Genomic DNA, 26,032 nt, shown 5'->3' with positions numbered 1-26,032 from the left:
CGCCGCGCAGCAAGCCTATTTGGGGTTGGCCAAACGCTGATTTATCAGCGTCTGACCTGCCAGCCAGCTACTGCGCTGAGGCATTATTAATCTATAAAATAGTTAAGAGGTTGAGTTAATTCCCAGCCTCTAGCTATTTTAAAGATAAAGAACGTCACAATTTTTACTGGTCGCTGTTAACGAGCACGACGGTACTGGTGCTGGTGAGCTGGTCTTGGTTGTATACGTCTGCTCGCCAGGTTTGGGTTCGCCGGCCGCACTTAATGGGGGTGGCAACCGTTTTAATCGTGCCGCTGGTCACCGGTCGCAGGTGCTGTGTGTTAATATTAAGACCGATGGCTATCTGATCCTGATCGTGGTCCCGCAGCCACTGGTTAGCACCGAGGGACGCGGCAGTTTCCGCCAGGACGGCATTGATCCCGCCATGGACGATCCCGTACGGCTGCTTGAGCTGGTCGGTGACCGCGACGGTTATGACGGTTTGGTCGGCGGTGACTGATTGGATTTGAATGCCTAAGTTTTCTAGTAGATTCATTGTAATGACCTCACTTGTAAAGGAGTAAGTTAATAATGACAGAAGTTAATTGGCAACCGGTAAAAGAGTATTCTGAAATTATCTTCGAACGGGCGGGCAAGATCGCTAAAATCACGATGAACCGTCCAGAACGGCGGAATGCGTTTACCCCGGTCACTATTCAAGAGATGATCGACGCATTTACTATTTGTCGTGATGATAGCACAATTGGCGTGATTATCCTAACTGGCGCCGGCGATTTAGCCTTTTCGTCCGGTGGTGACCAGGGAGTCCGGGGCAACGGTGGCTATGTTGGCCCCGACAAGATTGCCCGCTTGAATGTCCTTGATCTCCAGCATCTGATCCGGATTATCCCGAAACCAGTAATTGCGATGGTTAAGGGCTGGTCAGTCGGCGGCGGGAATATTCTCCAGCTGGTCTGCGACTTGACGATCGCGGCGGACAACGCTAAGTTTGGTCAAACTGGTCCGAAGGTCGGCAGCTTTGACGCTGGCTACGGTTCCGGCTACCTGGCCCGGGTAATTGGCCACAAGCGCGCCAAGGAAGTCTGGTTCCTCAACCACTTCTACACGGCGGAGGAAGCCTACCAGATGAACTGGATCAACAAGGTGGTGCCACTGGACCAGGTCGAATCGGTCACCTTAGACTGGTGCAACGAGATCCTCCAGAAGTCGCCAACGGCCCTGCGCTTTATTAAGGCGGCGATGAATGCTGACACCGATGGTCTAGCCGGCTTGCAACAGCTCGGCGGGGATGCCACCATGCTCTTCTACACGACTGATGAGGGTAAGGAAGGTCGGGACGCTTTCAATGAGAAGCGCAAGCCAGACTTTGACCAGTTCCCGAAGTTCCCATAGGGGTCGGTAATATGCAGACGCAAAATTGGTTATTGAAACAGGCGGCTACCCAGCCTGACCGGGTGGCAGTCGATGATGGCGCCACCCAGCTGACGTTTGCCCAGCTTCGGGACCGGGTTGCCCAGCTTGCCGGCCAGCTAGACCAGCTGGCGCCAGGTGACAAGGTCGGCTTACTCACGACTAACCGGCTGGCGGGGTACCTGGCAGCCCTGGCAATCATTTGCAGTGGCCGGACGGTGGTGTGGTTGAACTGGCGCCTGGCTAACGAAGAGTTAAGTCGGCAAATTGCGGACAGCCAACTGCACTGTTGCCTGGTGGCCGATGAGCTGTGGCGGCCGGAAATGGGGGCGGACTTTATTCGCCTGCAAAAGTTGGCAGAAATCGCGGCGGCACCCGCGGCGCTTGTCCCAGCCTTTGACAGTGACCGGATCGCCAGTATTATGTATACTTCTGGAACGACCGGGAAACCCAAGGGCGTTTTGCAAACCTTTGGCAATCACTTCTATTCGGCGGTTTCCTCAGCGTTAAACCTGGGACTGACCGGTCAGGATAAGTGGCTGTGCGTTGCGCCGATTTTCCACATCAGCGGCTTCTCAATCATGATGCGGGGGCTCATTTACGGGATGACTGTTCGGCTGGTTGCCAAATTTCGGCCAGCCGCGATTGAGCAAATTCTGGCTGCGGAACCGGTCACCATCATGTCGGTAGTACCGTTCATGCTGAAAAAGCTGGTCAGCCAGCGTCAGGCAAGCGGGCAGAAGTACCAGGCCACGTTCCGGTGCATGCTCCTTGGCGGCGGTACTCTCGACCGCGCTACCCTGGCCCAGTGTCAGCAGCTGGGGATTCCGGTCGTTCAATGTTACGGCATGACGGAAACCTGTTCGCAGGTGATAGCACTGCGGGCCAGTGACGCGTTAGCCAAAATCGGCTCTGTTGGGCAACCCCTCTTTACCACCCGCATGAAACTCGCCGCAGACGGTGAAATCCTGTTGAAGACACCGGCGTTAACGCCGGGCTACCTCAACTTGCCCGCCAAACTTCCCGCCAAGATGGTGGACGGCTGGTACCGAACTGGCGATATTGGGCACCTGGATAAGGATGGTTACCTCTACGTTGACGGCCGGGCTGACGAGATGATGATCTCGGGTGGAGAGAACATCTTTCCCCAGGAAGTCGAGCAGGTCTACCTGCGTTATCCCGGGATTCGTCAACTAGCGGTAGTTGGACAGCCAGACGCGGAATGGGGCGAAGTACCCGTGGCCTTTGTTGTCAGCGACCAGCCCCTGGATCAAGCTCAGCTCGTGGCGTTTGGCTACCGGCACCTGGCCCACTACAAGGTGCCGCGCCGGTACCTGCGGGTGGCTAAACTGCCAACGAATGCTAGTGGCAAGATTCAACGCTATTTGTTAAGGAAACAACTGTAAGCAATTAAAAAACGGTTGGCGAAGCTGAAATTCGCTAACCGGTTTTTACGTTTTAAACCTGATACTGGGCAAAGCGCTGGGCGTCCTGGGGTGACATTTCTACCGTTAGGAGCGTGCCGTCATTGCGGTACTCGGTATCGAGAATATTCGTGTGTTCGTTAAGGTAGGAGACTTGCTGCCCCGCCGAAAATGGCAGGAGCAGCTTCGCCTCGACATAGTCCTTGAAGAGGTGCTTGCGGATAATATCTACTAAGAGGTCTAGCGACTCCTCCTGCTTAGCGGAAATCACGACCTGGTCGTCCCCCTCCAAGACCGGGAATTCGATTTCGGTCTTATCAGCCTTGTTGAAGACGTTGACCATCGGGATGTTGTCGATTCCAATCTGCTTGAGCGTTTCCTTGGTGGTCTGCATCATCTCTTCGTAGTTGGGATCAGAGTAGTCGATTACCTGGATCAACAGGTCAGCGTTGGCAGCTTCGGCGAGGGTGGACTTAAACGATTCCACCAGGTTGGTTGGCAGCTTGCTGACAAACCCAACCGTGTCGCTGAGCAGGAAGTCCTTTTTACCAGGAAGGGTTAACCGCCGGACACTGGTGTCCAGAGTGGCGAAAAGCATGTCCTTTTCAAAGACGGTCTTGTCCTCCACCGTCCCGTAGCGCCGCACCAGGCCATTCATGATGGTCGACTTGCCGGCGTTGGTGTAACCGACGAGGGCAGCCGTGGGGATGTTGCTCTTAGCCCGCTGCTTGCGCTTCGTCTCTTCAGATTTATCGATTGCTGCCAGTTCATGCCGCAGGTGGGTGATTTGGTGCTGAATCGTCCGCCGGTCCATTTCCAGCTTGGTTTCACCGGCACCACGGTTGGTAAAGCCGCTTCCGCCACCGGTCTGCTGGTCGAGACGTTGGCTAGCGCTCGTTTGCAGGCGGGGCAGCCGGTATTGCAGCTCGGCAATTTGCACCTGGAGTTTGGCTTCCTTGGTCTGGGCCCGGGTGGCAAAGATTTCTAAAATCAGTGCCGTCCGGTCCAGGATTCGCTTGCCAGTTTCGTCTTCCAGGTTCCGGAGCTGGCTCGGCGAAAGCTCATCATTGGTAATAATCGTTGCCACGTCATTAGCGGCCGCTAGTTCGGCGATTTCAGCGACCTTCCCCTTGCCAAAGTAGGTTGCTGGATTAGGCCGGTCGATTACCTGGTCGACCCGTTGAACGACCTCCATGTGGTTGGCCTGGGCGAGTTCGGCCAGTTCAGTCATTGAATAATTATAATCATCCTGACCGGTGTCCAGTCCGGTGATGATTACGCGTTCATCGTTTTGTATCGTAGTATCCATTTAAGAGTATTGTTCCCCCTTTGCGGATAAAGTTTATTCTGGTAATTCAAGTTGGTTGTAAAAGTCAACGTGGGTATCAGCCGGTGTCAGGGTCAAGCGGGTCATGCTTCCGTTTTTGACCGACTCGGTGGTGTGGTAGCCATAGTGTTCAGCGATTGATCGAATCGTTACCCCGTGGGAAACCACGACTGCGGTCGAGCCGTCCGGCAGGGAGCGCAGGCGGTCAATGCCTTTGCTGACCCGGTTCCAAAATTGAACGTGGTTTTCCGCGTCCTTGTAAGGGTCGGCCGCAGCTACCCGGTCCTTTAACGTGTCCGGCCCGAGTTTGCTAAACATGTCGGCAAAGTTGTCGAACCCGGTCTCGGCACCTAAGAAATTAGTCAGCATGGCAGAATCCAGTCCCTCAAAGAAACCGAAAAATTCTTCCCGGAAAGCGGGCGTGGGGGTCGGTGCCTTGATCTTAGAATTGTTGCTAGCAGCCAGCAGCAAGCGGGCGGTTTCCATCGTCCGGGCGAGGTCGCTGCTAAATAGGTAGTCGAAGCCTACCCCGCTCAGGACCTTACCAGTTCGCTTGGCATCTGTTTGCCCCTGACTGGTCAGGGGAGCATCTGACCAGCCTTGGACACGGTGGTAGCGGTTGAGGTAGGTTTGACCATGACGAACAAAATAAACGGTAATTGCCATTTTGGGTAAAACTCCTTTAAATCATAAAAATACTATTCATATTTTACCATGAATGGCTGGCAAACCGCACTAAAGAACCCTAGAGCATTCGATTCCGTTTAATAATTTTTTGTTGGAGCACTTTGATACCCCACATTCCGGCCCCGGCCAGAACCGCACAGGAGGCCATTGCCAAAATCACGAGGGAGAAGTGCTCTTTGACCAGGGGAATCGAGCCAAAGAAGTAACCGACACCGCAGCCCAGAGCTACCCACAAGGCCACACCGACAAAGTTGCCGATGGTGAAATGACGGAAGGGGTAGTGCATCATACCAGAGATAGTTGGAATAAAGGAACGGATCAGCGGCACGAACCGACCAAACGCCACTGCCCAGAAACCGTAGCGGTTTAAATATTCTTTAGCGGTCAACATGCGGGGCCCCGCCAGCCGTTTTTCAATCCAGTGCCAGCGGGAGAGACTGTGACCGATCCAGTAGTTGACGGAGTCGCCGATAAAGGCCGCCAGGAAAAAGACGGGGACGACGATGTGCATTTTTAAAATCGGGTGGACGGCGATGAAGGAGCTGGTCAAAAACACCAGCGAACCGCCCGGAAGCCAGGGGAAGACCACCAAGCCGGTTTCCATGAACACAATCACGAAGAGGATGAGGTAGCTCCACGGCCCCAGCCATTCAAACATCGGGATGAGTACTTCTGCAATGTGGGTCAGTACGTAAAAAAGATGGGCCATGTGGCAACTCCTTTCTGTAATTTATAGCCTAGTATATTAATTGTAGGGGCCCGCGCCGGTTTTGACTAGCAGTTCGCTCGAAAATTAACCCACCCTTAAATAATTGCTAGCCGGCTAATTACTACCGGAGAAACGGCAAGGAATGCTATAATAATATAACGATTTTAAAAACCGGAAAGGTAGGGATAGTCAGTGGCTGAAAAAGCAATAAAGGAACAGGAACAACAGCACCTTGAGCACGTACTCACTGAAATCAAAAAGGCAAAGACCCGGGTAGAGGAACGGATCAAGACCGCCAAAAATGATATTGAGGATATTAACCAGCAGACCAATGATATCCACCTAAACACTACCACCTACTCTGGAATGATGGACACCGCCATGTCCTTTCGGGCCCAGCAGCAAATGCTGGACGAGCGGCATAATAGCTGGCAGCACGCTGCCGACCACTTGGCAACGCTGCGGCGGTTGGAGCAGAAACCGTACTTCGCGCGGATTGACTTTAAGGAGAAGGGGGCTGACAAGCCGGAGTCAGTCTACATCGGCCTGGCCTCGTTTAGCGACCAGCCGGACCACTTCCTGGTTTATGACTGGCGGGCCCCGATTTCGTCCGTTTACTACGAGGGCAAGCTCGGCCAGGTCAGCTACGAAACGCCGGTGGGTCCCCAAGAGGTCGACCTGACCCTCAAGCGGCAGTTTCAGATTAAAGATGGTACGATTGTCACGATTTTTGATACCGATGAGCAGGTTGGCGATCAGATGCTGCTGGAGGCCCTGGGCAACCACTCCAGTACCAAGATGAAGAGTATCGTCACGACCATCCAACGGACGCAAAACGAAATCATCCGAGATACCAAGGACGACCTCCTCTTTGTTCAGGGAGCGGCGGGCTCAGGTAAAACCGCGGCGGTTCTGCAACGGGTTGCCTGGCTGCTCTACCGCTACCGGGGGCACCTGACCTCCTCCCAGGTAGTCCTCTTTTCACCTAACCAGCTCTTCAACGACTACATCGACCAGGTCTTGCCGGAGCTGGGTGAACATAACATGGTCCAGATGACCTACTTCCAGTTTGCCAACCGGCGGGTTCCAGGACTCCATGTCCAAACGCTTGCCCAGCGCTTTGCGGCCAGCCAGGATGAGACGAATAAGAATGCCCAGCGGCTGCTGACCAGTCTACGCTATTTTGAGGCGACGGGCCGGTACGCCAAGCATTTAGGTCACGCCAACATGCGCTTCCGGAACATCATGTTCAACGGCAAGGTCTTTATCAGCAAGGACAAGATTCGGGAAATTTACTATTCCTTTAACAACAACTACAAGCTCGGCAACCGTTTAGACGGTACGAAAGAAGAGCTGATCAAGTACCTCAACCACCGGGTCAGCACGGAAATGCGGAGCAAGTGGGTTGAGGAGCGGGTCCAGAGCCTGAGCAAGGAGGAGCTGGACACCCTCTTTGCGAACGAACCGCGGGAATTTGAGAGTGATGATAAGGAGTTTAAGTTCCTGGCCCGGAAGATTGTCATGCAAGCCTTTGAGCCAATCAAACGGGCCATCAACCATAACCAGTGGCTCAACATCAATGGCCAGTATCTCCACCTCCTCCGGGTGACACCCAAGCTGGTTAACTTGGCGGATTACGGCTTGATGGCCGACCAGTGGCAGGCTTTCGTTGACCAGACCAAGGAGGGCCTCAAGAAACGGCAGATCAGTGCAACGGGAATTACCATCTACCTCTACCTGTACGACCTGATTACGGGGAAGCACGGTCAACGCGACATCCGCTACGTCTTTGTCGATGAGGTCCAGGATTACGACCCTTACCAGCTGGCCTACCTCAAGTTCCGCTTTCCGCGGGCTAAGTTTACATTGCTGGGGGACCTCAACCAGGCCATCTTTACCCACGAAAACAGCAAGAGTCTCCTCCGCCAGCTGAGTACGATGTTTGATCCGGAGAAGACCAAGGTCGTCCAGCTAACGAAGTCCTACCGGTCGACTAAGCAGATTACCGACTTTACCAAGCACATCCTGCTAGACGGGGAGGCGATTGAAGCCTTTGACCGGGATGGTGACTTGCCGCAGGTCATCGAAAGCGGGACTTTTGACGGCAGCGTGGACGCCCTGGTGGCAACCCTGCAAAAATACCAGCAGGAGCATGACCAGGTCGCCATTATCGGCAAGACCCTTGAAGACAGTGAGCAGTTGTTTAAGGCCCTTGAGCAGCGGGGCGTCAAGACGACCCTGATCCGGACGGAAAACCAGCGGCTGGTTAAGGGGACGATTATTGTCCCGTCATTTCTGGCGAAGGGGCTGGAGTTTGACGCCGTTATTGTCTGGAACGCCAACAACCAGCAGTACCACGGGGATGATGAGCGCCAGTTGCTCTACACGATTTGCTCCCGGGCGATGCACGAGCTGACCCTAACCGCAGTCGGGAAGGTGACACCGTTGCTGGACCAGGTGCCGGCTAACGAATATGAGTTGATTAATAAATAAGCAAAGAGAGTGAGAAAAAACGCCCCAAACCAGCAAGCTGATTTGGGGCGTTTGTCTTCGAACCTCCGCAAGGATGGCTAGGTTGGTCAAACGCTGATTTATCAGCGTTTGAACTGCCAGCCAGCTACTGCGCTGAGGCATTACTAACTTTAAAATATTAAAGAAGTTGAGTTAATTCCCAGTCTCGTTTATTGTTATTAAAACATTTTTCTTTTCAAAACCACCAAGCTCCGCAGGTCAACTTCCATAATAGCGTTGGCGACTAGCAGGATAACCCCGCCGATGACCAGTTGCGGAGTTAGGGGGTCGTAGCCCATAATGACGGACATCACACTGGCAAAGAAGGATTCCAGCATTAAAATTAACCCCGCCGTAGTGGCGTCGGTATGAGCTTGACCGGTAATCTGCATTCCCTGGGCTAAGAACGTGATCCCGATAGCGAGAATTGCCAATGGAATCAGCGCTTGCACCCAGTGGACACTGCCCAAGCTAGGACGCTCAAAGAAGTAGGTGGTAATCCAGCCGAAGGTTCCCTGGCACAGCCCAATCATGAAAATAATCACCCAGGGACTGGACGCGTGCGGGGCGTACTTGGCGAAGAAAATAATTTGCCCGGCCCAGAAGAAGGTGGAAACGAGGGTCAAAAAGTCACCATACTGGAGGTGGAAATGTCCGGCAAAGACGTTGGTCAGGATTGCCATTCCAAGGATTGACAGGCTAATCGAAAGGTAGGCCTTTCGCTGGGGGCGTTCCCGCCAGAAGAGCCAGAGGAGGAAGGGCGCCACGACGATGTACATGGTCGTCAAGAAGGCGTTCTTCGCTGGGGTCGTGTAACGGAGGGCGTCGGTCTGCAAGTAGTAGCCCAAGAAGTTGATGGTGCCGATGACCAGGCCGAGGCGGAAGTCAACCCAGGTCATGTGCCGGATCTTCTTGAAGAAAATTAGGCCGCCGGCTAGTACACACATGGTCCCCCGGCAGGCGTTGATGAGGCCGGAATGCATTCCCGCCTCCACGGTGAGCTTGGCAAAGACGTAGCTGCTCCCCCAGAGGATGGCGACGATAAACAACATTAAATCTGCTTGGCGTTTGTTAATTGACATAGTAAACGATTTTCCCTTCCACAAATTACAACCACCAATCTTAACATCTTCACGCGGGAAGCGTAAGTGGCTGTAAGCGGTGCCGGCGCAAAAAGTTGCCCGTAATCTTAAAATTTTTGAAAAATAGGCTTTTGTCAATTGCCTTTAACGCTTAGAATGTATTATTGTTAATGCTGATACTTTTTATGGAGGAACTAATCAATGAAAACAGCGTTGCAGAAGTTGCGCCGCGGCTTAAACACTAAGCTCGGGTTCTTTCTGCTCGTCGTGCTCTTATTCTGTATTAAGAGTTACTGGGCATATCAGAATGAATTCAACCTTGGCGTGAAGGGGAGTATGCAACACTTCCTACTGGCCTTTAATACGATCCCGGGGGCCTTGGTCTTCCTGGGAATCGCGCTGTACTTTAGGGGACGGCTGTCCTATTGGCTAATGCTGATTATTAATGCATTACTGTCAACCTGGCTGTTCTCCAATATTTTATACTACCGGGAGTTTTCCGACTTTATCACCTTTAACGTGATCAAGGGGTCGGGAGCGGCTTCCAATAACCTGGGAAAGAGTTTGATGGGGATTATCCGCCCGGAGGACTTCCTGGTTTATGCGGACGTCATTATCCTTGCCCTAGTATTGCTCTTCCACCTGATCCGGGTGGATATGCGGCGCTTTAAGATTCGCTATGCGATGACGGTGACCGCCCTCGGCTTCGTCCTGTTCGGTGCGAACTTGGGAATGGCGGAGTCAGACCGTTCCCAGTTGCTGACGCGGACCTTTGATAATAACTACATTGTGAAGTACCTCGGCTTGCAGGCTTACACGATTTACGACGGGGTTAAGACCACCCATAATAGCGTGGTTAAGGCCCGGGCCGACCAGGATCAGCTGAAACCAGTCCTGAACTTCATCCACCACAACTACGCGGGGCCTAACGTCCAGTATGAAGGGGTGGCAAAGGGGAAAAACATCTTTGTCATTCACCTGGAGAGTCTCCAACAGTTTATGATTGATTACAAGCAGGATGGGCAGGAGGTAATGCCGAACCTGAACAAGCTCTACCACGCGAACGACACGCTGGCCTTTGATAACTTCTTCCACCAGGTTGGTCAGGGGAAGACGGCCGACGCGGAAATGATGCTGGAAAACTCATTATACGGTTTGCCAGAAGGGTCCGCGATGGTTACTGACGGAACGACGAATACCTTCCAGTCCGCACCGGCCCTCCTCCATCAGAAACTAGGCTATACGACGGCCTCCTTCCACGGGGATGTCCCGAGCTTTTGGAACCGTGACAATGCCTACAAGTCATTTGGCTACCAGTACTTCTTTAGCAAGGAGTACTACCCGAAGACCAAGGATTACGATGCCGGCTACGGGATGAAGGATAAGATCTTCATGAAGGAGAGTGCCCACTATATCGAGCAGCTCCCGCAGCCGTTCTACGCGAAGCTGATTACGGTGACGAACCACTACCCGTACATCCTGGATAAGCAAAATAAGGATATTCAGCCGTGGAACACCGGTGATGATACCGTAGATCCGTACGTACAGACGGCGCGCTACCTTGATGAGTCCCTCGGCGAATTCCTCGACTACCTGGACAAGTCCGGGCTGCGGCAAAACAGTGTCCTGATCCTGTATGGTGACCACTACGGGATTTCCAACAACCACCAGCCAGCGATTGCCCAGATCCTTCACAAGAAGAAGGTTACCAACTACGACCTGGCAATGTTCCAAAAGGTACCATTTATGATTAATATGCCGGGCCTCAAGGGTGGGATTGATCACACTTACGGTGGTGAAATCGATGTACTGCCGACCATCGAAGACCTGCTGGGAATCAGTTCTAAGAACTACATTCAGTTTGGTCAAGACCTGCTTTCGCCGGAACGGAACCAGATTGTGCCATTCCGGAATGGTGACTGGGTAACGCCAAAGTACACCAAGTACAACGGTGATTACTACTACACCAAGAACGGTAAGCAGATTACCAAGGCGACAGCTAAGCAGAAGAAGGAATTTAGCAAGATTCAAAAGTACGTTACCACGGACCTTGGCCTCTCCGACCGGGTCGTCAACGGTGACCTGCTCCGCTTCTACAAGTTGCCAGGTTTTAAGAAGGTTGATAAGAAGGACTACACTTATAACCTGAAGAAGAGCTTGCGCAACCTGCAAGACGCACAAAAGAAGCAGAAAACCAGCCTGAAGACGAAGAATAATAACCAGACAACGATTGATGATTATTCGACGGACGCCCCTGAGCTAAAGGATTATCCTAAGCTGAACTTCCCGAAGCCATAATGACGGGAGAATGCAGAGACAGTGATAAACTGTTTCTGCTTTTTTTAATTCTTTATTGTTGACAAATGTAAACACTAAGTTTATAGTTACAGTTGTAAACTAAAACGGAAGAGGGGCGAATAGATGAAAGACGTGGTAGAACAAGAGAGTGCAATTACAGATGCCGAATGGGAAGTCATGCGGATTATCTGGACACTGGGCAAGGCCCACAGCAACAAGGTGATTACTGAACTTCAGGCTGAGTGTGATTGGACCGAGTCAACAATCAAAACCCTGCTGCGCCGGTTGGTGAAAAAGGGCCTGCTGCGGACCGAGCCGGACGGGCGGTGCTTCATTTATATTCCGACCGTCAGTCAGACAGCGATGATGTCGCAAATGGCGCGACAGTTTCTTGATAAGTTGTGTGATATGCACAAGGGTGAAATCTTGCTGCAGCTGCTGAAGGATTCCCCGGTTTCGCAAACGGACCTGGCAGCCATGCGCAAGGTAATCGATGAAAAGGCGCAGACGGCGCCCGAAACAGTTCCTTGTAACTGCCTGTATAAGGGTGAACATTTTTGTTAATGAGGTGAAAAAATGAATATTAGTCAACTCCTGGTGCTGATTGTGGGCTTACTAGCAATCGCCTTTATCCTGTGGTGGTTCTTGGGCAAGCATACGGAAGCGGTCGGCCAGTCAACGGTGGTTAATGATGTGCAAAACGCGACCATCGTGGTCGACGGCGGCTATTCCCCGGCGACCGTGGTGCTGAAAAAAGGCGTCCCAGCCGAGGTTAACTTTGAGATGCATGATTCGACAGCCTGCCTGTCGCACGTCGTTTTTGAACAGCTCGGGGTCAATAAAGACTTGACGAAACAAAAGGTGACGTCGATTAAAATCCCGACGGATAAGAAAGAAACGTTTAACTTTGCTTGTGGTATGGATATGTTTCACGGAAAGGTCGTTGTAAAATAATGAGTATTTTTTCAAAAGAACAGAGTAAAAAAGTTGCCGTCAATGCTGCTAATCATGGCTATAAGCCGGAGGTGGTGACCTTTAAGCAGGGCAAGCCGGCACGGTTGAAATTTATTCCTTCTGACAACATGGGCTGCATGAACGAAGTCGTCTTCAAGGACCTCGACGTCGACGTGAAGCTCGATGGTCAAAAGGAGGTTACCGTTAATATTCCGACCGACCAGCCTGGCACGTACAACTACGCTTGCGGCATGGATATGTTCCACGGAAAGGTGGTCGTAAAGTGATGAAGCTGACTAACATCCAGCGTTTCTGGATTTCCTTTATCCTGGCGATCCCGATGCTCGTCCAGATGTTAGCGATGCCCTTTCACTGGATGATGCCCGCCTACAACTGGATTGCCCTAGTCACGACGACCATTATCATGCTGATTTCGGCGGCCCCATACTGGAAGAGCGCGATTGGGGCCTTCAAGAAGCACAGTGCCAACATGAACACTCTGGTAGCGGCCGGGACTGCCGTGGCCTACTTTTATAGTGTTTTTGCAATGGCGACCGGCCGCCCGGTTTACTTTGAAAGTGCGGCCTTTGTGACCGTCTTCGTCCTGCTCGGCGATGCAATGGAGGAGAAAATGCACAACAACGCTTCCAATGCCCTGGGCAAGTTAATGGGGCTCCAGGCCAAGGATGCTGAGGTGCTGAAGGACGGCCAATTCGTTAAGGTACCGCTGGACCAGGTCCAAGTTGGTGACTTAATCCGGGTTAAGCCGGGTGAAAAGGTCCCAGTTGACGGTCAGATTACCGCGGGTTCCTCCACTATCGACGAGTCGATGGTCACCGGAGAAAGTATTCCAGTGATGAAAAAGGTCGGGGATACGGTCGTTGGTTCTACAATCAACAGTAACGGGACGATTACCTTCAAAGCCACTAAAATCGGCTCTGACACCATGCTGGCCCAGATTGTCGACATGGTAAAGAAAGCCCAGACGAGTCATGCCCCAATCCAGAACCTGACCGACAAGATTTCCAACATCTTCGTGCCCGCGGTGCTCGTAATCGCCATTTTAACTTTTGTCATCTGGTATTCCTTCCTCGACGCTACGGCAGTGCAGGCGATGCTGTTTGCCGTATCCGTGGTAGTGATTGCCTGCCCATGTGCGCTCGGTTTGGCGACCCCAACGGCGCTGATGGTGGGGACCGCCCGTAGTGCCAAGATGGGTGTGCTCATCAAGAATGGGGAAGTGCTCCAAGAAGTCAGTGATCTGGACACGGTCGTCTTTGATAAGACCGGGACGATTACTGTCGGTAAGCCTCAGGTGACGGATATCATCGGGGATACCAAGCAAGTTCTGCAAGTTGCCGCCAGCCTAGAAGAATCCTCCGAACACCCGCTGGCAACGGCAATCATGAAGCGGGCCGCGGATGATGGCTTGAACATTGAGCAGGTTCGTGAATTTGCGGCCATCGAAGGTAAAGGCGTCCGGGCCGAGTACCAGGGTCAGGAAGCCTTCGTCGGCAGTGAACGCCTCCTCGAGGAAATTAATATTTCCCGGGAAATGAAAGCGACGGCGGAGAAGTTGCAAAGTGAAGCCAAGACGGTAGTCTACGTTGGCTTAGCGGGGAACATTATCGGCCTAATTGCCATTCAAGATGTCCCGAAGGCTAGTTCACCAGAAGCAATCAAGGAGTTGCGGGACCGGGGGCTCAAGACGGTGATGCTGACTGGTGATAACGCGGCGGTCGCCCAAGCAATTGCTGACCAGGTCGGCATCGACCAGGTGATTGCCGGCGTCTTGCCAAATGAAAAGGCCCAGCACATCAAGGAACTCCAGGATGCGGGTGCCAAGGTGGCCTTTGTTGGTGACGGAATCAATGATGCCCCTGCCCTCTCGACAGCAGACGTCGGGATCGCGATGGGTTCCGGCACGGATATCGCAATTGATTCCGGCGGCATTGTCCTGGTTCAAAATGACTTGCGTGGGGTCGTCCGGGCTTTAGATATTTCCAAGAAGACCTTTAACCGGATTAAGTTGAACCTCTTCTGGGCACTGGTTTACAACACGGTCGGGATCCCGATTGCCGCCGGCTTGTTTACGGCAGTCGGCTTCCAACTCAGTCCGGAGCTGGCGGCCTTGGCGATGGCATTTTCATCAGTATCGGTCGTTACTTCATCATTACTGCTCAATAAAACCAAAATTGCCGGTGATGATCCGGCAACTGCATAATAAATAAAAAGTGGATTGGTTGCCTGCTGGGTACCGGTCCACTTTTTGTTTTCACTATTTAAGATTGTACGTGAATTAACAAACTGGGCCGATAAGGTATGGCAGCCGTCCGACTAAGCAACATGAAAGCAAGATTAACCTAATGTTCCTGCTCCCTAAACAGCTTGTTATTGTATTCTCAATCTAATCGGCGTATTCTTAATTTGTGTTTATTATTGATAGATAAAGGAGATGGCAAGCTGTGCTTGTTTCTTGGTGGGGTGCCCTAATTGGGCTAGCCATTGCAATTATTTTGATTTTAAGAAAAGTCGATGCGGTGTACTCGCTGTTTATTGGTGCAATTATTGGTTCGCTGGTTGGGGGCGCCAGTCTGTTACAGACCGTTAATATTTTGGTGAAGGGTTCCCAGAGTGTTATGGGGACGGTCGTTCGGGTCCTGGCCGCCGGAGTGTTAGCCGGCGTGATGATGGATTCGGGGGCCGCCAACACGATTGCCCGGACCATTGTTGGCAAGATGGGTGACCGGATGGCGATCCTGGCCCTGGCCTTAGCCACGATGGTGATCACCGCGGTCGGTGTTTTTATCCCGGTCGCGGTGCTGATTGTGGCACCGATTGCACTGGAGGTCGGTGAACGGAGCCAGATTTCAAAACTCGCCCTGCTGGTTGCCCTTTCTGGTGGTGGCAAGGCCGGCAACATTATTTCACCAAATGCAAACACGATTGCGGCGGCGAAGGGGTTTGGTCTAAACCTCAGCCAGGTCATGATCGCTGACTTCATTCCAGCGGTTGTGGCGTTAATCGTGACGGTGATCGTCGCTTCACTGATTAAACATAGGGGTGACGCGGTCTTGCCAGCTGACCTGGCCGATAATCCCCGGATTGAGCAAGAAGATTTGCCATCCCTGGGCTCCTCGTTAGTTACGCCAATCATTGCGGTTGTTCTGCTATTGATTAACCCGATTGGCCAGCTCCTGCATGTACACTGGATGAGTACGATTGACTTAGACGCGACCTACGTCCTGCCATTTGCCGCGATTATCGGGGCATTAGCAATGCACAAGGGGAAACGGATTCGTGAATATGCCCAGACCGGGATGGTGAAGATGACGCCGGTGGTCATGATCTTAATTGGTGCCGGAGCGATTGGTGCGACGATTACCGAATCAAGCCTGCCGCAGCTACTGATTTCCGCAATCAAGGTCAGCCACATTTCTGGGGTCTTCCTAGCGCCACTTTCTGGTATTTTGATGGCTGGTGCCGCGGCGTCTACTTCGACCGGTGTTATCCTGGCTACCGGTTCCTTCTCTAAGGCAATTTTGGGCTTTGGGGTCCAGCCATTAGCAGCGGCAGCGATGGTTCACACGGGGGCAATCGTAATTGACCAGCTGCCCCAGGGAAACTACTTCCACGTCACCGCAAACGCCATGAACATGGACATCAAGCAGCGGTCACAGGGAATCCTATACGAAGCGATTTGTGGGGGCTCGGCTTGTCTGACCGCCACGGTTCTGTATGGTTTCCTGCACTTGATTTAATAGCCGGTAAGGAGGAATTATGATGAAGATTGTGATTGCGCCGGACTCATTTAAGGGTTCGCTGACTGCCAAGCAGGTAGCTGAGGCAATTCGGACCGGTGTCGCCCGGATCTTTCCGAAAGCAGATTATGAGCTGGTCCCCATGGCTGATGGCGGGGAGGGAACCGTCCAATCGCTAGTCGATGCTACGCGGGGGCACCTGATGAAGAAAAGGGTTCACAACCCGCTGAACGAGCTGAGCGAGGCCTACTATGGCATCCTGGGTGATGGCCGGACGGCGGTAATCGAAATGGCCCAGGCTAGCGGCATTCAGTACGTTAACGACCAGACGCATAACCCAATGATTGCGACGACTTATGGTACCGGGGAATTAATGCTCGACGCGCTGAACCATGGCGTTCAAAAGATTATTCTCGGAATTGGGGGCTCAGCTACCAACGACGGCGGCGCGGGAATGGCCCAAGCTCTTGGAGCCCACTTGCTGGACGCGAGTGGTAATGAACTCCCGCTCGGTGGTGGCGCCCTCGGCCGACTTGCCCGGATTGATGTCCGTGACTTAGATCCCCGAATCCAAGCCACCCAGGTATTGATTGCATCGGACGTTACCAACCCATTGACCGGGAAGGAAGGGGCTTCCGCGGTATTTGGACCGCAGAAGGGTGCAACTCCGGAAATGGTCAGCATCCTGGACCGAAACCTGCACCACTACGCGGAAATCATTAAACGAGACCTCCACCTAGACCTTGAACAACGGCCGGGTGCTGGAGCCGCTGGGGGACTTGGAACCGGCCTAATGGCCTTTACCAATTCCGAGATGGCCCGGGGAATTGACCTGGTTGTTGAATTTACCAGGCTCAAGGAACGGGCGGTGGATGCCGACCTGGTCTTTACCGGTGAAGGTGGCATTGATTTCCAGACCAAGTTTGGTAAGACGCCATATGGGGTCGCACTGGCAACGAAGACGGTGGCTCCGCAGGCACCGGTCGTTGTGCTGGCCGGCAACGTTGGCAAGGGGATTGACAGCTTGTACGGTCAAGAAGCAATGGACGCGATTTTTGCGACCCCCGTGGGAGCTAAGCCGTTGGAACAAGCGATTGCGGATGGACCGCACGATATCGCACTGACGGCAGAAAACGTTGCTCGACTCATCAAAGCAGTGAAAAATTAACGACGAAGGCCACAGTGCGGACCAGGGATGATGCGCACTGCGGCCTTGCTCGTTATTATTTTCTTTCAGCCTACAGCCATTCCTGCTGGTCAAAGGCCATTTGCCAAAACTGCTCCTCGTAGTAGCAAGAAATTTGAAATGCCCGGGTCATTTGCTGGCGGCCAAGTTCGTCGACACTCGCGGCTTGCTGGTTGACGATCGCCTTCATTTGTTCCGTGCTGGTAGTGAAATCTGCGGCGGTGTAGCTGTCAAAGAACTCCTGGTACAGGTGAACCGGGCTGTGCTTGACGGCTAAACGCTGGGCCAGCTCACTGTACAGCCAGTAGCAGGGAAGGAGACCAGCGGTAGCAGCCGCGGCGCCGTAACGGTCTAGCTGGTAGTACATATGGGTGATGTAGGAGTATGCGTTAGGGGCGACGGGAGTTTCTTGCAGTTCCTGTGTGCCCAGGCCGATTTCCCTGTGCATCCGTTGGCGGACCGCGTCTTCGCCTTCTCCGAGGTGGCTTAAAATCGCGCCTTCGTTTGCTGGCAAGTGGGTCGCAATTTCCTGGTGGAGCCGGTTGAAGGCCGTCAGGTAGTGGTTGTCCTGAATTAGGTAGTAGCGGAAGGTCGCGAGGGGCAGGTCGCCGCTGCTGAGCTGCTGAATGAAGGGAGCGCGAGCGCTCGTTTCGGTAGTTTGGTTAATGGTCGCTGCTAAAGTAGTGGTAAAAACAGTCATGGCAATACTCCTTGTTGGTTTTTCTTAATTATAAGCTAGATTATTCCCCGCAGGTTAGCCTAAATTTGCTATACTGGTGAAAGATTGCGTCTAGCGCTTGCTAAAATAGTGAAAGTTCGAACAAAATGGTATGTTAGACGAAATGTGCTATGATTGATGGTAAACGCTTACAAATAGACGACAAAGGATTTTAAAAATGGATGAATGGATGAATTACGAACAATTTGACCGGCAAACCTGGCACCGCTTTTTTCCAACTGATTCTGTCCGTCTGAGCCAAGATAACCTCGACGAAATCAAGTCCTTGAATGACCGAATTTCGTTGACGGACGTTCAGGATGTGTACCTGCCACTGATTAAGCTGCTCCAATTACACTATCAAAACTTTTTGGAATGGCAGATGCAAAAGGCCAACTTTTTGCAGCAGCCAGTACGACGGGTTCCCTATATCATTGGTATTGCAGGCTCGGTGGCGGTCGGGAAGAGTACGATTGCCCGGCTCCTCAGTATTTTGCTAAACAAACTACTGCCGGATAAGCGGGTCGAATTGATGACCACGGATGGTTTCCTGTATCCGAACGCGGAGTTGAAACGACGGGGGATCATGGACCGGAAAGGTTTTCCAGAGTCCTACGACATGGAGAAGCTCCTCAAGTTCCTCAACGATGTCAAGGCGGGTGAACCGGTAGTCACGGCGCCAACGTATTCCCACCAGGTTTATGATGTTCAGCCAGACAAGCCCCTGGTAATTGACCATCCAGACATCTTGATTGTTGAGGGAATCAATACCTTACAGTTGCCAAGCAACCAGCGCCTGTATGTCAGTGACTACTTCGACTGGTCGATCTACGTTGATGCCGACCCAGACTTAATTGAGTGTTGGTACTTGCAACGTTTTGGTCTGCTCTTAAAAACGGCCTTCACGGACCCGTCTAACTACTACTACCCGTACTCACAGGGAAACCAGGAGGAGGCCTTCGCAATGGCTAAAGATGTGTGGCGGCGGGTCGACCTGCCCAACCTGACCGACTTTATCCTGCCAACGAAGACCAGAGCTAACTTGATTTTGCACAAGACCCATGGTCATGTGGTTGACCGCCTCTACCTGCGGCGGGGTTAAGAGAATAAAATATGAAAGAGGCTGGGAGAAAACGATGGTTTTCTCACCAGCCTCTTGCTAGTTCTTAACTATTATAAAGATAACGTGCGAAATAACCACAGGGCTAGTGTCTAACTACGAACGCTAGCCGGCCCGTGCCGTGCCAACTATCGTTCTAGGTTAGCCATACGCCCTGTCGAGAAGGTTATTTCCCACTCACTTCATTTTTAGGCTGAACGAGCCAGCGGAGGCGAAGCCGGGGTATTCCCTCTTTGCTTATTCTGTCATCAGCCAGTCAACCAGGCTCACTGTTTGGACCTGGTCATCGCCGGGGAGCTGGTGGTCGCCCTGCTTAGCAAGGATCAACGTCCGGGGACCATCGTCAGGGAGGCGGTGCAGGCCCGCCACCGTTTTTTGGTAAGCCGCGTCGGTGAGCAGGGAAAAGTTGAACTGGAAGTAGTGCCGCTGCTGGTTTTGAATGCCGACAAAGGTTACGGGATGGTCCTTACAGCTGGTAAAGACCTGGTAGCCACGGCTGCGTAACTCGTTGAACACGACGATTGCCAAATTTCGTTCTGACAGGGCATTCTGCTTGTTCGCCAAAATCGACCGCAGGGATGGGTCAATTGGAAAATACTGAGCGTTGGTCGGCTTGGCAGTGCCTGTTTTCAGGTTGAGTTCCTGGCAGGGGGCAAAGAGGAAGCCCTGTTGAAGGAAATCGAGGTAGGCGGCAAGGGTCTTGTTGGAAACATTCACGCTACCGTCCTGCAAGCTGGCAACCACCCGTGAAACGTTGGTCAATTCTCCAGCATGGTTGGCTAAGAAGAGGGCCAGCTGCTGGACGAGACCCGCGTTGCACAGGGTGTTGCGCTGGGAAAAGCCGTTGAGAATGATTGTATTGATCACACCCTCAAAATAGTTGCGTGCTACCGTAAAATTCCGGATTTCCTGCGCGAAGGGGAAGCCGCCGGTGTTGAGGTAGTGGTAGAGCGAACTTAAATTGGCGGAAAGCTGATGGTAGGTGAGAAACTCCTGAAAGCGTAAGGGACCTAGGTAGACCATCCGGCAGGGAAACTGACTGGCTAGCCGTTGGATGCTAACCGCCGAGCTGGTGATGTACAGGTCGACCCGCGGCAAGTGAACTAACTTTTGCACTAATAATTGATAGTTGGGCACCGTTTCAAGCTCATCAAGGAACAGGTAGGTAACCTGGTCCCTGGTGAGCTTTTTTTTAATTTGCTGAAAAAGCTGCGTAGGATCCTGCTGAGCGTTAGCAGGGTGATCAAAGTCGTAGATTAGAATCCGTGCGCTCGGGACCCCCTGCCGTTTCAGGTAGGAACGAAGCTGTTCCAGCAGGGTTGTTTTACCCCCGCGGCGGACGCCATAAACCACTTTAATTGTCGAATCGCTTATTGAACTTTTTAATTGGTCTAGTTGTTTTGAACGGACAAACATCCAGTCATCTCCAGTAAAATTCCTTGAATAAACAAATCTTAACAAAATCTGTCGACCTCGGCAAATTTGGAAAAGAATCCAAATATATCAACGATTTTCCACCTAAACCATTAGTAAAAAAGTAAAATTTAGTAAAAACGGTTACTGCTGGCTAGGAGATGCAACTGGTTGCGCAAAAATAAATTGGTCTACTTGTCTTGACAAGCTAAATAATACCGATTAAGAACTTAGGCATACTGATTAACCAGCGAAACTAACTTTGAAGGAGATTATCACTATGAAGATTTTTGCGGACACTGCTAACATCGACGAAATTAAGCGAATCAACGACCTTGGCTTACTAGACGGGGTGACGACTAACCCAACCATCATTGCCCGGGAAGGCAAAGACTGGGAAACCGTCGAAAAGGAGATTTGCGCGATTGTCGATGGCCCGGTCAGTGCTGAAGTAACGGCTGACGATACTGACGGGATGGTGACCCAGGCTAGGAAGCTCAGCAAGTGGGCGGACAACATTGTCGTTAAGATTCCGATGACTGAGGCGGGCTTAAAGGCCGTCAACATTCTGTCAAAAGAAGGGATTAAGACAAACGTTACCCTGGTCTTCTCCGCAGCGCAAGGATTGCTGGCTGCAAAGGCGGGGGCGACCTACGTCAGTCCCTTCCTGGGTCGGCTTGATGACATCGGGGCGAGTGGGCTGGAATTAGTTGAAAAGCTGCGGCAGATTTTTGACATCTATGGCTACCAGACGGAAATCATTGCCGCTTCCATCCGCCACTGCCAACATGTTGAACAGGTTGCTCTGGCTGGCTGTGACATTGCCACCATTCCTGGTCACCTCATTCCAAAATTGTGGGAACACCCGCTGACGGATAAGGGACTGGCAACGTTTAAGAAGGATTGGGCCGAATTTGAACAACTGCAGAAGAAATAAGCAGGGGTGAGTGAGATGCTAACGAAACGTAACGTGGTGCCTGAAACAATGCGGACGACAAGTCGTGAATTGCGAATTCTGCGGGCTGGAATGGACGCGCCAGAACTTATCAGTAACTGCCGGGTCCTGACGCTGCTTGACCACTCGTCACGAGAACTCAACCATCAGCTGCGGACAACGCTCCAGGGGAGCCAGCAACCGGTTTTGAAACTTGATGAGGGAGACCTTCGACTGACACCCGTTGACTTTGCCTACCTGCTGAGTCGGCGGCTGACCAACGTTCTAGCCGGGGTGAGCCGTGCGGCGGTCGCACGGCTGGTGATTGTTTATTCACCGAGCTGGGCTGGCGAATGCCGCCTGCCAGCTGACGCGCAGCGAATCAGGATCGCTCACCGGCAAATTCGCGACTTGTTGCGGATTATTTATGATCAAGAAACTGCTGGGCAGGTTCAGATCATTTATGGCGGTTTCGTTTTTGAAGAAGAATTAGCCGACGTGCTGTGTGACAGCAACGTGGACGGCGTCTTAATAAATTAAGTGAGGTTAGATAAGTATGATTAGTAGTTTAAATACAACGGTGACCCGGGCGCGCCAACAAGATTTTACGATTAGCGACCAGCTGGCTGTCAATGCCCTGCGGTTTATGAGTATTGACATGGTTGAAGCGGCAAAGAGCGGCCACCCAGGTTCCCCAATCGGCATGGCACCAATGGCATACGTTCTCTGGGAAAAGTTCCTTAACTTCAATCCCCAGGACGATAAGTGGCTCAACCGGGACCGCTTCGTCTTATCTGGTGGGCACTGTTCAGCCTTGCTATACAGCCTGCTCCACTTTAACGGCTTCGAAGTTAGCCTGGCCGATATCAAAAACTTCCGGCAGTTAGGCTCTAAAACCCCAGGCCATCCGGAGTACCAGCTGACTCCAGGGGTTGATGCTTCCACCGGCCCGCTGGGGCAAGGCTTTGGCATGGCTGTGGGGATGGCAATGGCGGAGCGTCATTTGGCGGTGCAGTATAACCGGCCTGGTTACCCGCTGGTCGACCACTACACTTACTCGATCGTTGGTGACGGTGACCTGATGGAAGGTGTTGCCGAAGAAGCAATTAACCTGGCTGGGAAGAACCGTCTTGGCCACCTGATCGTTCTTTACGACTCAAACGATGTGACCCTCGATGGGCCGCTGAGTCTGAGTACGAACGAAAGTGCTGCCGCCCGCTTTAAGGCTGCCCACTGGGATTACCAGCTGGTTGAGGATGGTACTGACCTGAACGCGATTGCCCAGGCAATCCGCAACGCGCAACAAACCAGCCGGCCATCGCTGATCGAAGTTAAGACGATTATCGGCTACAACACACCTGACGAGGGCACGAATAAGGTTCACGGTTGCCCGTTGGGAAAACAGAACGTGGCGATTACGCGGGAAAACTATGGCTGGCCTTATGAGCCGTTTGAGTACCCAACCGCGGTTTACCAGCAGTTTGCCCAGTACATTGAGGACAAGGCGCGTAACTACCAGGAATGGCAGGAAATGTTTGCTGAGTACCAGAAGGAATACCCGACGGCGGTCCAGCAACTGACGCGGCAGGGGATGGACACCGCTAACCTGTGCAGTCACCACCAGGTCGGCGAAGAGGTGTCGACACGGGTTGCAAACGCCGAAACTATGCAGGACCTGGCTGCTGCCAACCCTCAGCTGTGGGGCGGGTCCGCGGACCTCTTCTCATCCAACAAGACTGCTCTCAAGGATGACCAGATTTTCCGTCCGGCTAACTACGGTGGGCGCAATATCTACTTTGGGGTCCGTGAGTTTGCAATGGCGGCGGCCGTGAATGGGATCAACCTCCATGGCGGCAGCACTGCCTATTGCAGTACCTTTATGGTCTTTAGCGACTACCTCAAGTCGGCCATCCGTCTGGCGGCACTCCAACACTTGCCATCCGTCTTTATCTTCACCCACGACTCATTAGCAGTCGGTGAGGATGGCCCTACCCACGAACCGGTTGAGCAGCTCGCAATGCTGCGGACGATTCCAAACGTGCAGGTGTTCCGGCCTGCCGACGCGAACGAAGTGGTCGCGGCCTGGCGGGTGATTGGTCAAACGGATGACCGGCCAAGTGTAATTGTGGCTTCCCGGCAGAACTTGCCGGTCCTGGCGGAAACAATCAATGCGGCGGTTCAACGGGGAGCCTATGTGGCTGCCGATGCCGCGGGAACTCCTGATGGGATTCTAATGGCTAGTGGTTCCGAACTATCCCTGGCACTGGCCGCTAAAAAGTCCTTGGCAGAGAACTACCAGGTCGATGTCCGGGTCGTTTCTGTCCCAAGCATGGAACTGTTCAATGAACAACCGGCTGCCTACCGGGAAGCGGTTTTGCCGAATGCCGTTCGGACGCGCCTGGCTGTCGAGATGGCTAGTCCGCAACCATGGGGTCAGTACGTGGGCCTCGATGGGGCAACGATTGGGGTCGATGATTTCGGCATGAGCGGTAACGGAGCAGCTATCAGCGCAAAGTATGGCTTTACCGTTGAAAACGTGGTGGACCAGTTCATGACGATCCTTAGAAAGGGGTGATGAGAATGATTGTGCGAGTGAATGAGGAATTAACCCAACTGGATCAGCAAGCCGTCAATGAAGAATTAGCCCTGTTAACGGCGGCACTAAATAGCTAACTATTAACCACATTCCATTCTGAATTAAATATTCCATCTGAGTAGGTGGGGCCAAAAGGTGTTCGTTGCTTTTGGCCCCACCTTTTTTAGGAAAAAAGAAACGATTAATCGCTCAGGGGAGTTGACCGTCCGGCTTTATGCCTGTAAACTTATCCTAATAATGGTTAAGAAACTTTGATGAAGGAAGTGGCAACGTGGCAAACATCAATCTAGATGCTTTTGACAAGATTATCGTCCTGGACTTCGGTAGTCAGTACAACCAGCTGATTACCCGCCGCCTGCGTGATTTTGGGGTCTATTCCGAACTCCTGTCACACAAGATTACAGCGGACGAAATCAAGCAGATCAACCCTAAGGGAATCATTTTCTCCGGTGGCCCCAACAGTGTATACGACGAGGGAGCCTTTAAGGTTGATCCAGAGATCTTCAAACTGGGGATTCCGATTCTTGGTATCTGTTACGGGATGCAGCTGATGGCCTATGATTTAGGTGGCAAGGTCGAAAATGCCAATAATTCTGAATACGGTCGGGCGGACATTGAGGTGGTCGATGATGACGCCGTCTTGTTTAAGGGCCTGCCGAAGAAACAGTATGTTTGGATGAGCCACGGTGACCTGGTAACCCAAGCACCGGCTGGATTTACGGTAACGGCAACGAGTAAGAATTGCCCGATTTCAGCCATCGCGGATAACGAACGGAAATTCTACGGAATCCAATTCCACGCCGAAGTGCGGAACTCCGAGTACGGGTTGGACATCCTGCGCCGCTTTGCCTTTGATGTCTGTGGTGCGAAGGATAACTGGACGATGGACGACCTCATTGACTTGCAGGTGGAACACATTCGCAAGGAAGTTGGCGACAAGAAGGTTATCCTCGGTCTGTCTGGTGGGGTGGACTCCAGCGTGACGGCCGTGTTGATCCACAAGGCGATTGATGACCAGCTGACGTGTATTTTCGTTGACCACGGTCTGTTGCGGAAGAACGAAGCAGACCAGGTCATGAAGGCATTGAACAAGGACCTCGGTGTGAACATTGTCAAGGTGGACGCTGCTGACCGCTTCCTGGGTAAGCTGGCAGGGGTGACTGATCCCGAACAAAAGCGAAAGATTATCGGCAAGGAATTTATTGAGGTCTTCAATGAAGAAGCTAAGAAGATTCCGGACGCGGACTTCCTGGCTCAGGGAACCCTGTATACTGACGTCATCGAATCCGGGACGGATACAGCCCAGACGATCAAGTCCCACCACAATGTTGGGGGCTTGCCGAAGAAGCTCGGCTTTAAGCTGATCGAACCGCTGCGCAAGCTCTTCAAGGATGAAACCCGTGAGCTGGGTGAAAAACTGGGGATTCCGCACGAACTGGTTTGGCGGCAACCATTCCCTGGCCCGGGTCTGGGAATCCGGGTGATTGGTGAAATCACGCCCGAAAAGCTGGAAATTGTTCGGGAAAGTGACGCCATCCTGCGTGAAGAAATCAAGAAGGCCGGTCTGGATGAGAAGATTTGGCAATACTTCACCGTCCTGCCGGGCATTCGCTCCGTTGGGGTCATGGGTGATGGTCGGACATATGACTACGCCGTTGCCATCCGGGCTGTGACCTCGATTGACGGGATGACCGCCGACTTCGCCAAGATTCCGTGGGACGTCTTGCAAAAGATTTCCGTCCGGATCGTCAATGAAGTTGACCACGTTAACCGGATCCTTTACGATGTCACGAGTAAGCCGCCTTCGACGATTGAATACGAATAATTTAACATTTTATTCATTTGTATTAAAAAGCAAGTAACGATTGTCCTACTGAAGTGCCTCATAATTGTTAGACAAAA

22 protein-coding genes are annotated in these 26,032 nt (G+C 52.4%); 15 read left to right on the top strand and 7 right to left on the bottom strand.

Translation table 11 applies throughout. From position 1 onward, the window contains the following. Positions 1-163: 163 nt before the first annotated feature. Complete coding sequence (locus FC49_RS07965; protein WP_056984727.1) at positions 164-535, bottom strand: PaaI family thioesterase; 372 nt, start codon at positions 533-535, stop codon at positions 164-166. A 35-nt stretch (positions 536-570) separates the two neighbouring features. Here FC49_RS07965 and menB point away from each other — a divergent pair, with 35 nt between their 5' ends. Together menB and FC49_RS07955 are read left to right on the top strand one after the other, a co-directional pair. After that, positions 571-1,392, top strand: coding sequence for a 1,4-dihydroxy-2-naphthoyl-CoA synthase (menB, locus tag FC49_RS07960; protein ID WP_003712948.1), 822 nt, complete (start codon positions 571-573; stop codon positions 1,390-1,392). A gap of 11 nt (positions 1,393-1,403) precedes the next feature. After that, complete coding sequence (locus FC49_RS07955; protein WP_056984726.1) at positions 1,404-2,816, top strand: o-succinylbenzoate--CoA ligase; 1,413 nt, start codon at positions 1,404-1,406, stop codon at positions 2,814-2,816. Positions 2,817-2,868: 52 nt separating this feature from the next. On the opposite strand, the gene hflX is transcribed toward FC49_RS07955, so the two are convergent. The 3 genes from hflX to FC49_RS07940 form a co-directional block, all read right to left on the bottom strand. Then, positions 2,869-4,143, bottom strand: coding sequence for a GTPase HflX (gene hflX, locus FC49_RS07950; RefSeq protein ID WP_056984725.1), 1,275 nt, complete (start codon positions 4,141-4,143; stop codon positions 2,869-2,871). Positions 4,144-4,176: 33 nt separating this feature from the next. After that, positions 4,177-4,827, bottom strand: coding sequence for a histidine phosphatase family protein (locus FC49_RS07945; protein ID WP_056984724.1), 651 nt, complete (start codon positions 4,825-4,827; stop codon positions 4,177-4,179). Between the two features lie 79 nt (positions 4,828-4,906). After that, entirely contained in the window at positions 4,907-5,557 is a 651-nt protein-coding gene (locus tag FC49_RS07940) for a DedA family protein (RefSeq protein WP_056984723.1), read from the bottom strand. Positions 5,558-5,749: 192 nt separating this feature from the next. On the opposite strand from FC49_RS07940, the gene helD reads away from it, so the two are divergent. Next, entirely contained in the window at positions 5,750-8,050 is a 2,301-nt protein-coding gene (gene helD, locus FC49_RS07935; protein ID WP_056984722.1) for an RNA polymerase recycling motor HelD, read from the top strand. Positions 8,051-8,247: 197 nt separating this feature from the next. Here helD and FC49_RS07930 read toward each other — a convergent pair whose 3' ends face one another. Next, positions 8,248-9,120 carry a DMT family transporter gene (locus FC49_RS07930; RefSeq protein WP_034537374.1) on the bottom strand — a complete coding sequence of 291 codons (873 nt, stop codon included), beginning with the start codon at positions 9,118-9,120 and terminating at the stop codon, positions 8,248-8,250. A gap of 231 nt (positions 9,121-9,351) precedes the next feature. Here FC49_RS07930 and FC49_RS07925 point away from each other — a divergent pair, with 231 nt between their 5' ends. The 7 genes from FC49_RS07925 (at position 9,352) to FC49_RS07895 (ending at position 17,331) form a co-directional block, all read left to right on the top strand. Beyond that, positions 9,352-11,448 carry an LTA synthase family protein gene (locus FC49_RS07925; protein ID WP_003714596.1) on the top strand — a complete coding sequence of 699 codons (2,097 nt, stop codon included), beginning with the start codon at positions 9,352-9,354 and terminating at the stop codon, positions 11,446-11,448. Between the two features lie 123 nt (positions 11,449-11,571). After that, positions 11,572-12,012 carry a CopY/TcrY family copper transport repressor gene (locus FC49_RS07920; protein ID WP_056984721.1) on the top strand — a complete coding sequence of 147 codons (441 nt, stop codon included), beginning with the start codon at positions 11,572-11,574 and terminating at the stop codon, positions 12,010-12,012. A gap of 12 nt (positions 12,013-12,024) precedes the next feature. Beyond that, the gene (locus FC49_RS07915; RefSeq protein WP_003714585.1) at positions 12,025-12,402 is read left to right on the top strand and encodes a cupredoxin domain-containing protein; all 378 of its coding nucleotides are present in this window, start codon (positions 12,025-12,027) and stop codon (positions 12,400-12,402) included. Then, positions 12,402-12,689: a cupredoxin domain-containing protein gene (locus tag FC49_RS07910; RefSeq protein ID WP_003714576.1), complete on the top strand. Its 288-nt coding sequence runs from the start codon at positions 12,402-12,404 to the stop codon at positions 12,687-12,689. Before FC49_RS07915 ends, FC49_RS07910 begins: the two co-directional genes overlap by 1 nt. Next, positions 12,689-14,626, top strand: a complete 1,938-nt coding sequence (locus FC49_RS07905) for a copper-translocating P-type ATPase (RefSeq protein ID WP_003715098.1) — start codon at positions 12,689-12,691, stop codon at positions 14,624-14,626. Before FC49_RS07910 ends, FC49_RS07905 begins: the two co-directional genes overlap by 1 nt. Before the next feature lie 241 nt (positions 14,627-14,867). Continuing rightward, complete coding sequence (locus FC49_RS07900) at positions 14,868-16,163, top strand: GntP family permease (protein WP_056984720.1); 1,296 nt, start codon at positions 14,868-14,870, stop codon at positions 16,161-16,163. 22 nt (positions 16,164-16,185) lie between these two features. Further along, a complete protein-coding gene (locus FC49_RS07895; RefSeq protein ID WP_056984719.1) occupies positions 16,186-17,331 on the top strand; it encodes a glycerate kinase family protein in 1,146 nt (381 codons plus the stop codon). Between the two features lie 70 nt (positions 17,332-17,401). On the opposite strand, the gene FC49_RS07890 is transcribed toward FC49_RS07895, so the two are convergent. After that, entirely contained in the window at positions 17,402-18,049 is a 648-nt protein-coding gene (locus tag FC49_RS07890) for a thiaminase II/PqqC family protein (RefSeq protein WP_056984718.1), read from the bottom strand. Positions 18,050-18,245: 196 nt separating this feature from the next. Here FC49_RS07890 and coaA point away from each other — a divergent pair, with 196 nt between their 5' ends. Continuing rightward, positions 18,246-19,169: a type I pantothenate kinase gene (gene coaA, locus FC49_RS07885; RefSeq protein ID WP_034537365.1), complete on the top strand. Its 924-nt coding sequence runs from the start codon at positions 18,246-18,248 to the stop codon at positions 19,167-19,169. A 255-nt stretch (positions 19,170-19,424) separates the two neighbouring features. On the opposite strand, the gene FC49_RS07880 is transcribed toward coaA, so the two are convergent. Next, positions 19,425-20,603, bottom strand: coding sequence for an ATP-binding protein (locus FC49_RS07880; protein WP_056984717.1), 1,179 nt, complete (start codon positions 20,601-20,603; stop codon positions 19,425-19,427). Between the two features lie 277 nt (positions 20,604-20,880). Here FC49_RS07880 and fsa point away from each other — a divergent pair, with 277 nt between their 5' ends. The 4 genes from fsa (at position 20,881) to guaA (ending at position 25,955) form a co-directional block, all read left to right on the top strand. Beyond that, the gene (gene fsa, locus FC49_RS07875; protein WP_003714583.1) at positions 20,881-21,537 is read left to right on the top strand and encodes a fructose-6-phosphate aldolase; all 657 of its coding nucleotides are present in this window, start codon (positions 20,881-20,883) and stop codon (positions 21,535-21,537) included. A 15-nt stretch (positions 21,538-21,552) separates the two neighbouring features. Next, positions 21,553-22,074 carry a triose-phosphate isomerase gene (locus FC49_RS07870; protein WP_056984716.1) on the top strand — a complete coding sequence of 174 codons (522 nt, stop codon included), beginning with the start codon at positions 21,553-21,555 and terminating at the stop codon, positions 22,072-22,074. Positions 22,075-22,090: 16 nt separating this feature from the next. Further along, positions 22,091-24,109 (top strand): transketolase, encoded by a 2,019-nt coding sequence (gene tkt, locus FC49_RS07865; RefSeq protein ID WP_056984715.1) that lies wholly within the window; start codon positions 22,091-22,093, stop codon positions 24,107-24,109. Positions 24,110-24,401: 292 nt separating this feature from the next. Further along, a complete protein-coding gene (gene guaA, locus FC49_RS07860; protein WP_056984714.1) occupies positions 24,402-25,955 on the top strand; it encodes a glutamine-hydrolyzing GMP synthase in 1,554 nt (517 codons plus the stop codon). Positions 25,956-26,032: the final 77 nt, after the last annotated feature.

This window comes from Limosilactobacillus oris DSM 4864 (genome assembly GCF_001434465.1).
Classification (GTDB): Bacteria; Bacillota; Bacilli; order Lactobacillales; family Lactobacillaceae; genus Limosilactobacillus; species Limosilactobacillus oris.
Note: the sequence above shows the minus strand (reverse complement) of the source record. Positions and strands in the feature narration are given on the sequence as shown.

What these genes read in the sequence shown, in the direction of transcription:
- FC49_RS07965 (WP_056984727.1), bottom strand. Translation starts at nt 535, where the DNA reads ATGAATCTACTAGAAAACTTAGGCATTCAAATCCAATCAGTCACCGCC.
- menB (WP_003712948.1), top strand. Translation starts at nt 571, where the DNA reads ATGACAGAAGTTAATTGGCAACCGGTAAAAGAGTATTCTGAAATTATC.
- FC49_RS07955 (WP_056984726.1), top strand. Translation starts at nt 1,404, where the DNA reads ATGCAGACGCAAAATTGGTTATTGAAACAGGCGGCTACCCAGCCTGAC.
- hflX (WP_056984725.1), bottom strand. Translation starts at nt 4,143, where the DNA reads ATGGATACTACGATACAAAACGATGAACGCGTAATCATCACCGGACTG.
- FC49_RS07945 (WP_056984724.1), bottom strand. Translation starts at nt 4,827, where the DNA reads ATGGCAATTACCGTTTATTTTGTTCGTCATGGTCAAACCTACCTCAAC.
- FC49_RS07940 (WP_056984723.1), bottom strand. Translation starts at nt 5,557, where the DNA reads ATGGCCCATCTTTTTTACGTACTGACCCACATTGCAGAAGTACTCATC.
- FC49_RS07930 (WP_034537374.1), bottom strand. Translation starts at nt 9,120, where the DNA reads ATGTTGTTTATCGTCGCCATCCTCTGGGGGAGCAGCTACGTCTTTGCC.
- FC49_RS07925 (WP_003714596.1), top strand. Translation starts at nt 9,352, where the DNA reads ATGAAAACAGCGTTGCAGAAGTTGCGCCGCGGCTTAAACACTAAGCTC.
- FC49_RS07920 (WP_056984721.1), top strand. Translation starts at nt 11,572, where the DNA reads ATGAAAGACGTGGTAGAACAAGAGAGTGCAATTACAGATGCCGAATGG.
- FC49_RS07915 (WP_003714585.1), top strand. Translation starts at nt 12,025, where the DNA reads ATGAATATTAGTCAACTCCTGGTGCTGATTGTGGGCTTACTAGCAATC.
- FC49_RS07910 (WP_003714576.1), top strand. Translation starts at nt 12,402, where the DNA reads ATGAGTATTTTTTCAAAAGAACAGAGTAAAAAAGTTGCCGTCAATGCT.
- FC49_RS07905 (WP_003715098.1), top strand. Translation starts at nt 12,689, where the DNA reads ATGAAGCTGACTAACATCCAGCGTTTCTGGATTTCCTTTATCCTGGCG.
- FC49_RS07895 (WP_056984719.1), top strand. Translation starts at nt 16,186, where the DNA reads ATGAAGATTGTGATTGCGCCGGACTCATTTAAGGGTTCGCTGACTGCC.
- FC49_RS07890 (WP_056984718.1), bottom strand. Translation starts at nt 18,049, where the DNA reads ATGACTGTTTTTACCACTACTTTAGCAGCGACCATTAACCAAACTACC.
- coaA (WP_034537365.1), top strand. Translation starts at nt 18,246, where the DNA reads ATGGATGAATGGATGAATTACGAACAATTTGACCGGCAAACCTGGCAC.
- FC49_RS07880 (WP_056984717.1), bottom strand. Translation starts at nt 20,603, where the DNA reads ATGTTTGTCCGTTCAAAACAACTAGACCAATTAAAAAGTTCAATAAGC.
- fsa (WP_003714583.1), top strand. Translation starts at nt 20,881, where the DNA reads ATGAAGATTTTTGCGGACACTGCTAACATCGACGAAATTAAGCGAATC.
- FC49_RS07870 (WP_056984716.1), top strand. Translation starts at nt 21,553, where the DNA reads ATGCTAACGAAACGTAACGTGGTGCCTGAAACAATGCGGACGACAAGT.
- tkt (WP_056984715.1), top strand. Translation starts at nt 22,091, where the DNA reads ATGATTAGTAGTTTAAATACAACGGTGACCCGGGCGCGCCAACAAGAT.